At 40.2% G+C, this 11,456-nt stretch carries 13 protein-coding genes; 1 reads left to right on the forward strand and 12 read right to left on the reverse strand.

From position 1 onward, the window contains the following. Positions 1-144 precede the first annotated feature (144 nt). From AC07YT_RS19190 to AC07YT_RS19220, 7 genes are all read right to left on the reverse strand, one after another. Positions 145-1,464 (reverse strand): DUF5690 family protein, encoded by a 1,320-nt coding sequence (locus tag AC07YT_RS19190; RefSeq protein ID WP_086549025.1) that lies wholly within the window; start codon positions 1,462-1,464, stop codon positions 145-147. A gap of 1 nt (position 1,465) precedes the next feature. After that, positions 1,466-1,630 carry a hypothetical protein gene (locus tag AC07YT_RS19195; protein ID WP_494945473.1) on the reverse strand — a complete coding sequence of 55 codons (165 nt, stop codon included), beginning with the start codon at positions 1,628-1,630 and terminating at the stop codon, positions 1,466-1,468. Positions 1,631-1,724: 94 nt separating this feature from the next. Then, positions 1,725-2,615, reverse strand: a complete 891-nt coding sequence (locus AC07YT_RS19200; protein WP_086549024.1) for an alkaline phosphatase family protein — start codon at positions 2,613-2,615, stop codon at positions 1,725-1,727. Between the two features lie 172 nt (positions 2,616-2,787). Next, complete coding sequence (locus AC07YT_RS19205; RefSeq protein WP_086549023.1) at positions 2,788-3,357, reverse strand: helix-turn-helix domain-containing protein; 570 nt, start codon at positions 3,355-3,357, stop codon at positions 2,788-2,790. Between the two features lie 146 nt (positions 3,358-3,503). Continuing rightward, positions 3,504-3,662 carry a hypothetical protein gene (locus AC07YT_RS19210; RefSeq protein ID WP_199227253.1) on the reverse strand — a complete coding sequence of 53 codons (159 nt, stop codon included), beginning with the start codon at positions 3,660-3,662 and terminating at the stop codon, positions 3,504-3,506. Positions 3,663-3,903: 241 nt separating this feature from the next. Further along, the gene (locus AC07YT_RS19215; protein ID WP_494945474.1) at positions 3,904-6,153 is read right to left on the reverse strand and encodes an outer membrane beta-barrel protein; all 2,250 of its coding nucleotides are present in this window, start codon (positions 6,151-6,153) and stop codon (positions 3,904-3,906) included. A gap of 93 nt (positions 6,154-6,246) precedes the next feature. After that, positions 6,247-7,155, reverse strand: coding sequence for a carboxypeptidase-like regulatory domain-containing protein (locus AC07YT_RS19220; protein ID WP_494945475.1), 909 nt, complete (start codon positions 7,153-7,155; stop codon positions 6,247-6,249). A gap of 385 nt (positions 7,156-7,540) precedes the next feature. On the opposite strand from AC07YT_RS19220, the gene AC07YT_RS19225 reads away from it, so the two are divergent. After that, positions 7,541-8,041: a GNAT family N-acetyltransferase gene (locus AC07YT_RS19225; protein WP_086549021.1), complete on the forward strand. Its 501-nt coding sequence runs from the start codon at positions 7,541-7,543 to the stop codon at positions 8,039-8,041. A gap of 8 nt (positions 8,042-8,049) precedes the next feature. Here AC07YT_RS19225 and AC07YT_RS19230 read toward each other — a convergent pair whose 3' ends face one another. The 5 genes from AC07YT_RS19230 to AC07YT_RS19250 all read right to left on the reverse strand — a co-directional run bounded on the left by AC07YT_RS19230 (position 8,050) and on the right by AC07YT_RS19250 (position 10,880). Beyond that, the gene (locus AC07YT_RS19230; RefSeq protein WP_086549020.1) at positions 8,050-8,625 is read right to left on the reverse strand and encodes a DUF4256 domain-containing protein; all 576 of its coding nucleotides are present in this window, start codon (positions 8,623-8,625) and stop codon (positions 8,050-8,052) included. A gap of 433 nt (positions 8,626-9,058) precedes the next feature. Continuing rightward, positions 9,059-9,643 carry a YdeI/OmpD-associated family protein gene (locus tag AC07YT_RS19235; RefSeq protein WP_086549018.1) on the reverse strand — a complete coding sequence of 195 codons (585 nt, stop codon included), beginning with the start codon at positions 9,641-9,643 and terminating at the stop codon, positions 9,059-9,061. A gap of 49 nt (positions 9,644-9,692) precedes the next feature. Further along, on the reverse strand, positions 9,693-10,076 hold the full coding sequence (locus AC07YT_RS19240; RefSeq protein ID WP_086549017.1) for a DoxX family protein: 384 nt from the start codon (positions 10,074-10,076) through the stop codon (positions 9,693-9,695). 6 nt (positions 10,077-10,082) lie between these two features. Further along, positions 10,083-10,550 carry an SRPBCC domain-containing protein gene (locus AC07YT_RS19245; RefSeq protein ID WP_086549016.1) on the reverse strand — a complete coding sequence of 156 codons (468 nt, stop codon included), beginning with the start codon at positions 10,548-10,550 and terminating at the stop codon, positions 10,083-10,085. Positions 10,551-10,556: 6 nt separating this feature from the next. Beyond that, positions 10,557-10,880: an ArsR/SmtB family transcription factor gene (locus AC07YT_RS19250; RefSeq protein ID WP_086549015.1), complete on the reverse strand. Its 324-nt coding sequence runs from the start codon at positions 10,878-10,880 to the stop codon at positions 10,557-10,559. Positions 10,881-11,456 lie beyond the last annotated feature (576 nt).

Raw genomic sequence — 11,456 nt, forward strand, 5'->3', positions numbered from 1 at the left:
ATCCAGGCACCAATGTTATTTAATATTTATTTTAACTACGCAATTCTTTAAAATTACACGTCATTCCCGCGCAGGCGGGAATCTTTTTAATATAGATTTCTCGGCTGCGTTACACTCCGCTCGAAATGACGATCAATCTAAGCTTTATTTCCCTGCTAAAACCAACTGCTCCGCTGTCGGCATTTTTTTATTTGTAGCCACTGTTTTCCTTCTGAAATAAATCAATGAGAGCACACTACATATTCCTCCAATTAATGGTATGGCAAACAAACACTGTTTAAAAAAGTACATCCAGCTGGTATTCGTTTCGCCGAACTCATGAAAAAGCAGTATGGAAAAGCTACCTACGTAACCGATGGAATCGGCCACATACATAATAAAACCGATATTGCTTTTATAGTGAAAATTGGCAATCATTCGTTCAAAGAAAATGGCATTATACGGAATATAGGCCATGTATAAGCCCATCCCCAGTAAAGCCATCCAGCTCACTGGCCCAATGTAACCTCTATCGAAAAAGAATGTACTCACCCCGATCAGCAAACAGCCTGAAATAATCATGATATGGATCACGGTGAAGGCTTTAAGGTTATCTTTAATCAGGATCAAAAGCCCCATCATCACCAATACCACCACCGAAATCAGCGTATCAATCTGTGTGTAGATATGGTTGTTATGAATACCCAGACCGTTCCAGATTTCTACTTCGAAATTATCGCGCATATCGCGGATACAGGTAAGCAGCACATAAATGATGATGGTTAAGATAATGCCCGGTAAAAATGTAGTGATAAACTTTCTGCGCTGTTTCGCATCCATGGGCACCCGTTTGGTACGCAACTCCTGATCTTCTTTTGAAGGCGGTGGAATAACCTCCAGGCAAAAAACAAACAGGAACAGCGGAAGCAGGAAAACCAGTCCGGTAAGAAAAGGCATCCAATAATCGCTTACCGAGGCAAAAGACATCAGTGTACGCGCTACCGTTTTAACAAAACCTGAGGCAAATATTAAACTGATCGACATTAATGCGCCCATAAATTCGGTTGTTTTTCTTCCTTCCAGATAACTGAATACCAAGCCCCAGATCATACCCAAAGGGAAACCATTAAGAAAAAGGAATACAATATTGTAGGGTGCAGGTACCAGGGCAAAGCCGAGTAAGGCCAGCCAGGAAAAGAGGATCAGAAAAATGATGCTCCTTGCCCGGTTACTTTTCCCCGATTCGGAAATAAAACGGATACCATAAAACTTACTTAAGGTATAACCTACCATTTGCGCAATAACCAGCCAAACTTTATAATCGATATGCAAAAATTCCTGGTGATCGAAAGTAGCAGAGGCAAAAGCTTTGCGAAAGGCATACATACTGGTATAACAACCAAATGCTGCTATACCACCAAGCACGGTAATTAACCAATAAGGCCAGTTAAGTGCTTTTTTCCGGGCAAGATGGAGTAAACTCATCTTAGTATCTACTTATGTTGTTTAAACCACTGTTTACCTGACCGATACGACTCCGCTCAGCACTAAAACCAGGCATGGCTTGCTGAAAGGCCAGCTCCATCCAATATCCGTCTTTAATTTTTGTGCCCGCCATACCGAACACCACTAATTTGATTGAAATATGCATTTCATTTAAAACACAATGGTAAACATTGTTTATTATTTGTAAACAAAGTCAAGATTATCAAATTGTTAAGCTTTCACCATACAGGGCTTGTATTTTATTTCGTAAAAGCCTCTAACACTGGTCTTCCTCTCCAACTTTGCGGTTGCTGCAAACCCATTAACCAGGCCAGTGTTGCTGCCGTATCGTAGGTAATAATCACATCTTTTAATTCGTGGTTTTTGCGTACACCTGGCCCTGAGATAATCCATGGAATCTGCACTTCATCAAGCGATTTACCGCCATGACCCTTACCCTTACCGCCATGATCGGCAGTAACCAGGATAACGGTTTCATCGGCTATGCCCGCATCGTTAACTGCTTTTACAATTTTACCAATCCGCTGATCCACCAGCTCCAGTTGTTTATAATAAGCGGGCGTACGGTGACCAATTGAATGTCCTGTGCCATCTGGTTCGTCTAAATGCAGGAAGGTAAAATAAGGTTTTTCTTTTTTGATAATCGCAACAGTAGTATCAGTACAAAAATCATCTTTATCATTTCCGCTAACAATGATGTTTACTGCTTCTTTTTCAAATAAGTAGCCAATACCACTCCAGCTATACACAATAGCGGTTTTAGCCTGTTTTTTTTGATCTCTGATTACGCTAAAGATCCCCGGGAACAAACCATAAGATGTTTTAGTAACAGATGGGATTTCGGGAACCTTACTGTCCCATTCGGTATATCCATGTTCGGTTGGTCCGGCGCCCATTAACAAAGAGGCCCAGTTTACCGCACTGGATGATGGCAATACACAGCGTGCCTGCGTGGTCCACGAGCCATTAGCCATTAGCGCTTTAAGATTAGGCATATTCGCCTCCGGCAAAGCGTAGCCGCCAAAACCATCGCAACCAATTAAGATCACGTGTTTAATTTTTTTAGATTGCGCCTGCGCAAATACAACTAAACAAAGTAACACTAAAGTACTTTTCAAAAACTTTTTCATTCGTATATAATTTTAGTTCAATGGTTATGAAGCGATCAGATTTTTCACACCCTGTGTGGTTTGAAAAATTGAGATGGTATCATACTCATAATTTTCTATTACCAAATCTAAGATTGGTTTATAAACGTGAAGATAAAGATTTGTTAAGTATTAATAAACTTTGTTTATTAATTTACTCAAAGAAATAAATAACCAGCATCAGCGCCTTACCATCGCCAACATTAACGGGGGTATGTGAAAGCCTTCCATCGAAAAGCATGGAGTCTCCTTTTTCGAGTATAATTTTCTTTTTCGAAAACTGATATTCTACTTTACCCTCTATCATGTATTTAAACTCGAAGGCTTCCGTTTTCACCATTGGCCGATGCGCATTTACTTCGAGCTCGAGCAGCACAAAATCGGCAGTAGAAAATTTGATATTCTTGGTTAAAATACGCGAATAGTTAAAACCTAAGGCCTGCTCCTTTTCGAATTTCTGGTACTGATCTTTTCGTTTCACCAGAACAGGGGCGTCTTTTTTATGAAAATTAATGTCCTTAAAAAAGCTGTTCAGATCGATCTGCAAACTTTTAATAATATCCATTAATACCATTAAAGATGGAATAGTCCGGCTATTTTCGATTTGAGAGATCAGGCCTTTGCTTACCTCAGCTTTATCTGCAAGCTCCTGAACGGTAATACCCAGCTCTTTACGTCTTTCTTTAATTTTAAGGCTAATCTGTAAAAGAATTTCTTCTTGCATATGCTAAAATCGTGTTAATAACGCTAATGTATTATTTTATTCCTACAATCTAAATCAACAATCGCATAAGTTACGTATTAACATTTTTTTTAAACCGGTTATCAAAACAAATCGCCGCCTTTTTTTGTGGCGGCGATAGCAAAAATTTAACGGTAATGACCTGGCACCCAATAGCGACCGCCATGAGGGCCAACATTATAATGCCCGCGCACCCAGTGTGCCCTTGGTGCACGTGCGCTTACCACGCATGCACTAAAATTAACCGCCATAACCAATAAGAGCAATGCATTTACAATCCTTTTCATAACCTAACCTTTTAAATTAAAAAATAAATCAAGCTTTATACTGTGTGTTTTATTTTGACGCTTGGGTAAAAGAAAAGTTTAATGGGCATTTTTTTTACTTATAAAGTTAACATCATGCTGAACTTGTTCAGCATCTTTTTATTTCAAATAAGACCCTGAAATAAATTCAGGGTGACGCCGCACAAAAAAAACGGCCTGACCATACTGGCCAGACCGCTTCGTTTTATGTATTAAAAAAAGATTAGAAACTATATCTCAATCCCAATTGCATCTGGTAACGTGAGGCAAAGAAATCTTTTGAATAAGAAGTGACATCTTTCTGTGCAAAGGTATACACCGGATATGTGCTTGGTGTACCTGCAGTAGACACCTTAATACCTACACTGGCCATTGAGTTATAGGTATTGGGAGAAAAATACTGAATACCCCAGTCTTTATTTACCAAATTGGTCAGGTTAATAATATCATAAGTTAAAGTCAGTACATGCGGGTGTTTCCCTTTTGCCACCTGGATATCCTGAGCGAAGCGAAAATCGGCCTGAACATTCCAGGGTGTACGTGCACCGTTACGTTCGGTAAAATCGCCACGACGGGTACTTAGGTATTTATCGTTATTGATATAATCATCAAATGCTGCAGCCTGTGCAATTCCTGTTGCGTTATTGGCAAAGAATTTCTGTGTTTCGCCTACCGCCGGGATATACAATAAACTTACAGTTTGGCCGGTTCCGTTAATGCGGGTATTCACTAAACCCAGTGAATATGGCGAACCTGACTGACCACTGAAAAATAACGAGAAGTTAGACACATATTTGCCATTTTTAGCCCAGTCTAACCTGTAATTGATGGTCGAGATAATCCTGTTGCGAATATCGAAGTTAGAATATGCTAATGCAGGCATGTTCGGATTAAGGGCCTGATTCAATTGCCAGTTAGATTCCATTGAATTACGGATACCATTGGCAATATCTTTCGATCTGCCATAGGTATAAGCCACCATCATATCTAAACCTATAGGAAGCGATTTACTCACCTGAGCGGTTAAGCTATATTTATAACCTTTATCTGTGTTGGATAACAGGTAAGCATTGGTGTATAGCGGATTGATTTTGGTACCTGAATATATAGGCTGTTGTTTTTGGGTATCATAAGCCATGTACGTAGGATTATCAACATAGTTGATCTGCTGAAACTGTACATCTTTAATTACCTGGCTAAAAATTCCCTCAATGGTAAATTTCCACTGATCGTCTGTTTTATAATCGAAAGCTAAATTACTCCTCCATGCTTTTGGCATTTTAAAGTTGTTGTCAACTAAATCTACCTGGGTAGCGCCGTTTGCATCTTTAACATTAACACCTTGTTTGGTTACATAACCTGCTTCGCCATTACCCGTTAAAGCATCTTTAACCGGATCTGAACCAGGAGCCGGCGTTACGATTTTTGTAGGATCTGTATTTACATAAACATAGGACTTATCAAAAGCACCGTAGTTTACACCATTATTGTAGTAGGCATAACCAATCCATGCAAAAGGAACGCGACTGGTAAACAAACCTGTACCACCGCGAACAATCAAACGCTGGTTGCCTAATGCGTCAAAATTAAAGCCTAAACGTGGCGAGATCTGAATCTTGTTCAAAAACTTTCCGGTAATTGATGATGGCTGAGTATAGGTATAAGTAGTTCCGTAATTTTTATCAACAGGAGAATTGGTTGTTTTTGTGCTTAATGAGGGCATATCCGGCAGGTTTGCCATATCGAAACGTAATCCCGGTGTTAATTTTAAACGGTCGCCCACACGAATTTCATCCTGACCGTAAACACTGTACATATTCACATTAAACTGCGCCGTTGGATTAGCAAGAATGTTATCCCGGCTATTATCATCATAGTTATAACTGGCACGAACCCTATTTGGCTGGTTAGCCAGGAAATCGGCAATACTGCTGTAAGCTACACGGCCATTCCATGAGTTAACAAAACCATAATTAATGTTGTAAAACTCATTGTGCGTACCGAAAGTGAAAGTATGGTTGCCTTTGCTAAAGGTATAGTTATCGGTAAATTCGAAAGTATTCTGTTTCATGTTAAAAATACTCGCCTCGCGATCGGTACCTAAAAACAATGTTCCACCGTTCGAAGCAATTTCGATCTGCGGTAAAGCCGGATTAGAAAGCGGATCGCGGAAATCGTGAACCGTAGAATAACCGATAATTAAGTTGTTGGTAGCCGAATTTCCAAAACGTGTTTTCAGATCGGCAACAGTTGATGTCTGATTATTATTCTGTCTGAAATCGATCCCCCCAAACCTGAAGTTAGACTGGTCTCTTTCCAGATTTGTGGCTTTCGAAATAATGGTATTGTTTCTGATGGTTAACTGGTTGTTTTCATTGATATTCCAGTCTAAACGGTTGAAAAATTTATTCGATTGCGAATAGATATTGTAATCACCAAACGAACCAGCATCTATACCATAAGCATTTTTCATACGGTCTGAGATTTGCTGTGCCTCAGATAAGGTAAGCAATTTCATATCAGACGATCCTGCACCTAAAATTACCGGATCCTGGCGGCGTGTAATTTATTCATTGGTAAAGAAGAACAATTTATCTTTTATAATCGGAAAACCAACACGGAAACCAGTTTGGTAATCGTGAAAAGCAGAAGGCTCTTTACTGTTATCGCCGATTTTATTTCTACCGATTAAGGAAGCGTTACGGCCATAGCCATAAACCGAGCCTACCACCTCGTTGGTACCACCACGCGTAACAGCGTTAATGCTTCCCCCTAAAAAGTTACCCACTTTAACATCATACGGAGAAAGTAAAACGGTAACATCCTGAATGGCATCCAATGAAACCGGATTGGTACGTGTACTGCTTCCAGGCATACCCGAGCTACCACTTTGCCCACCTAAGGAAGGACTAAAACCAATGGCATCGTTATTAATTGCACCATCGATGGTTACGTTGTTGTACCTAAAATTGGTTCCACCGAAAGTGTTATCCTTACTTCCCTGTGGTGTAACCCGGGTTACATCCTGCAAACTGCGGTTCATGGTTGGCAGGGTTTTAATCTGCCCTTCACCAATGCTGGTGCCTGCACCCGCTTTCGTCCCACCTTTTTGTCCCTTCACACTTACTTCGGCCAATTGATTACCTTGTTCATGAAGATCAAGATCGAACCTTACATCCGAACCTAAGGTTAAATAAATATTCTCTTTTACTACCGGACTATAACCAACAAAGGTTACGGTAATTTTGTATGGTCCGCCCGGGTTTAAATTGCCGATACGGTAAAGTCCATTCTCATTTGATAAACCTTTAGATACGGTACCTGTCGGAACATGCACCATAACGATGGTTGCACCTGGGATGGTTCCCTTCTCATCTTTTATCTTTCCATTAATACTAGAAGTTGTAACCTGTGCCTGAGCAAATGCGAACAGGAGCATCAGGGTACTCACCAGGAATAGTATGCGTGATTTCATTTTCTGTTATTTTATTTTGGTACAAAACAACAGCCTTAATGTTAATTAAATATTAACACTAAATTAAGTTTAACACTACGTTAACAATATGAAAATCAATTGAATACAATAAGAAAACAATTCCTTAACAATCCCTATTTCAGGCCGGAATATAATGAAGAATAGAAAGCGCAAAGGTGAAAAGGAAAGATGAAGATTTGATGAAGTTGGGAATAGTCCAAAGTCATTAGTCTGAAGTCCAAAGTCGATTAAACGGCCAGGCGTTTGGAATCGATTAACCAATTTAAATAATTAACCAGTTAACCATTACGCAGGTTTCTACACTATGCCAACCAATAAACGAATGACAAATGAACTAACAAACCCATTCATTATCTTTGCGGGCATGACAATTAGATTAGCCGTAACAGCCGATATTCCGAAAATAATGCACCTGGTAAATAAAGTTGTACCCTTAATGCGTGCTGCAGGAAATTTCCAGTGGGGAGACGATTATCCGAACCCGGAAGTATTTGCCAGCGATATTACCATCGGTCAGTTATGGGTAGCTGAGCTGGAAGGGCAGGTTGTTGGCGTTTCTGCAATTACTACAGATCAAGATCCCGAGTATGCTGATGCAGGCTGGGACATTAACGAAAAAGCCATTGTTACACACCGTTTAGCAGTAGACCCTGATTGCCAGGGCATGGGTATTGCCAGGGCTTTAATGAACCAGGCCGAGGCGGTAGCAAAAGCTTCGGGTATTTCCATCTTAAGGGTGGACACCAACAGCAAAAATATGGCCACCCAGGCACTTTTCCCGAAGCTCGGCTATCAGTTTAGTGGTGAAATTAGCCTGGCGAAACGGCCTGGGCTCCGTTTCTTTTGTTATCAAAAATTATTGTAAGCATCGGCTTAAACTTTTAACAAAGCACGAAATGCCCTTGCGGCATAGTACGATTGTGCGCCATTGTGATACACAAATACATGATCATAGCGGCGATCGCCAAAAAGGGCACCACCTAATTTCCTGATTGCAGGAGGCGTAACAATCCAGCTCGATGTTTTGGTGTCGAATTTTCCGAGTTGTTGCAAAAAACGATATTGTTCTTCCGTTAAAATCTCTACACCCATCTCTGCAGCCATATCTATGGCATTATTTTCCGGCTGATGCTCTTTTCTTGATGTTAAACCTTCCAAATCATAACATACACTTCTGCGTCCTTTAGGACTTTCTGCCGAGCAATCGTAAAATATGTATTCGCCTGTTTTTTTATCGAAATCAACAACATCGGGCTCGCCACCGGTTACTTCCATTTCATCGAGCACCCATAGTTTTTCGGGTTTAGCCTCAAGTTTTGCCTGTACTTTGGCCCATTCAAAATCTTTGTGGCGGTTCATGTTTTTTTCAAAACGGACGCTTAAAGTATGGAGTAGTTCTTTGGCCTGCCCGGGCGATAACTCTTTTTTATTGCTATTTATTTTACTCATAAGTTTTATATTTCGGTTAAAAATTCTTTTACATCTTCAATCAACAATCCCTTTCTGATTTCAGGAAATACCAGATCCATTTGAAGCACCACACCAGTGCAAAACACCAGGTTTCTTCTCATTTTCTGCTTCAAACGGGGGCGAAAGGGCCTAAACAGCATTTCATTTTTTATGGTTGCGGGCGTACAACCCCTGTTCCTAAACCCGACAGCAGCAGGCATCCAGATTTTTCATCTGGATAAAGCGAATGGCGGGACGGAAAGCCTCCAAGAATTACTGCACAATCATTTCTAAATTTTAATACAAAAACATGCCTCGGCCTATTGGGATTAATCCCCACATACAAACTACTAATGCGGATCGCTGCTTAGAGCGAGAAAGCAGTGGTTCATGATACCTATGGTAACTTTCAAACATCATGAACGAAGATTGACTAATCATTCAATCCTTTACCGTTCAGAATGTGGGGCATAAATTTTTCAACCCTGGCCTCACGGGTTTTAGCTTGCTTGGGCGCAGTAAAATGAAGCAGATAAGCTCTCTGACGACCAGGTGTTAAGGCTTCGAATGCAGTTTTCAAATCCGGAATGTGATCTAATTTATATTGAAACTCAGCTGGAATGGCATACTCAGCAGTTTTTTTCAAATCTACTTTCAAACCAGCTCTTTCCACCTCAATAGCTTCCTCAATATAAGTTTTCAAAATGCTTTTCAGCTCTACTATTTCAAGGGCATTGGTAAAACGCGCCTGTCTGGCCGACTGTACATTTTCGGTTTGCTGGATCAAAATCCCAGCGGTATCAGTCAATAAAACGCCTTTAAAAAACAAAAACGCACAGTATTCCTTAAAATCATGGATTAAAACAATATTGCTGTTCTGCAAAGTATAACAGGGCACTCCCCATTTTAATTCTTCGCTAAGCCCACAATCTAATGCAATTGTTCTCAATAACAGCAGTTCTTCCTGCCACTTTTTGGCTTTGTTAAAATAAAAATCAACTTTTGGATTCGTTTTCATGTCAGTCGAATTTGTTTGTTCCTTTGCTTGTTCCTTACTTTCAATTATTTCAGTTAACTGAAATGATTTTTCGATCTGCAGGCCTGAAATACCACGACAATACCGTTAACACAAGTAGTAATAATGGGCCGAAGTAGGCTGAAACACTGGTATCGCCAATAGCCATGTGCGAAAAAACAGCACCAGACATGGCAAAGAAAAAGCCTGCATACGCCCATTCTTTCAGTAAAGTAAATTTAGGAATTAACACCGCAACCACACCCAAAATTTTCCAAATCCCTAATATAGTCAGGAAATAGATTGGGTAACCCAGGTGGGTAAATAATGCTACTTCTTCCTTCATTTTGATCAACTGTACGGTTCCCGTTGATAACATGCCTAGCGACAGCCACACGGTGGCAATCCAATAGATAATTTTGTTTGTCTTTGTCATGATGGATTATTTTATTTGTTTTACAATGTCTTCTAAACGGCTATGCGCCATGTTAATACCCTTAGCAAAAGGCAGCGATAGTATTTGATCCCTTACCCCTACTGATTTGTAAATTACGTGCATGGTGAGTTTACTCCGATCATCGGTCAGTTTTTCGAAGGTTAAAAACTCGAGCTGAACCCCAAAAGGCGTCTGCTCCATTTCGAATGTGCGCGTAATTTTTTCCTCAGGCACAAACTCATGTATTACACCAGTGGCCACAAATGCCAGGTTTCCCTTGGCATCAGATGTTTCGAACTCGTAACTGCCATACTTTTTGTTTTCAAGCTTCAATACCTTGGTTCCCATCCATTGTGTGATAATTTCGGGTTCAACGTAAGCCTTAAAAAGCAATGCTACAGGTAACTCGAATTCTCTTGTAATGATCATTTCCTGCTTGCCACTTTCGGCATCAATTTTTGTTTTCTGCTCCATGTTATGCTATTTGCCTGGTTTATAGTTTTTCATGATATCTTCCAGTTTATTAAATCTGTCGTCCCACATTTTGCGGAATGGCTCAATAAAATCGGCAATTTCTTTCATTTTTTTCGCGTTGGTATGGTAATGAATTTCTCTTCCATTTTGTTTTTGTTCTAACAATTCGCACTCGGTAAGAATTTGCAGGTGTTTTGAAACAGTTGGCCTTGCCGTGTCGAAATTAGTGGCTATTGCGCCAGCGGTCATCGATTGCGAGGCCACCAGCAACAATATCGCCCTTCGGGTAGGATCGGCAATGGCCTGAAATACATCTCTTCTTAAATTCATTATGTAGTTATTTGACTACAAATATAAGTGTAGCTATGTGACTACGCAAATTTTTTAGCATTTTTTTTTTTGAAATCGGCATTTGATAGCACTTAGGGAGCAGCAGTTATCACTTGGTTTATAAATAAAACTTGATATTAAAACTCATGCAACTGCACCTCATACTATTATTGATGCCATTTAGACCTGATTGGAGTGTGCATCGCGTCCTTCATCGTATGATGTGGCACATCTTTGTTAGCCTGTATTTTTTGGAAATATTCCAAAGGCGATCGTCCTGCTATTAAGAGCCAATTGTCCTTTAAAAAACTATCTTGTGGCCACAAATATTATTTTTTTTCCGCTCTCTGCCGCGGGGGCATGGTACTTTGGAGCGCCAAAGTATCCAAAGCGCTTTGTCAATCCGGCAAGGTGGCTTCTCACTGCCCCTGGCTCATCAAAAAAACAGCGGCACTTCGTTTTGTGTTCAATACCTTTTAAAAGCTGGGAATCATGACTATTGAACACAAAACCACTGCGTTTAAGGTTTGGTAGTGCTATTTGTTCTATTCTGTAACTGTTTTTTTGATTTTTCTG

It is taken from the genome of Pedobacter sp. GW460-11-11-14-TSB4, from assembly GCF_059423705.1.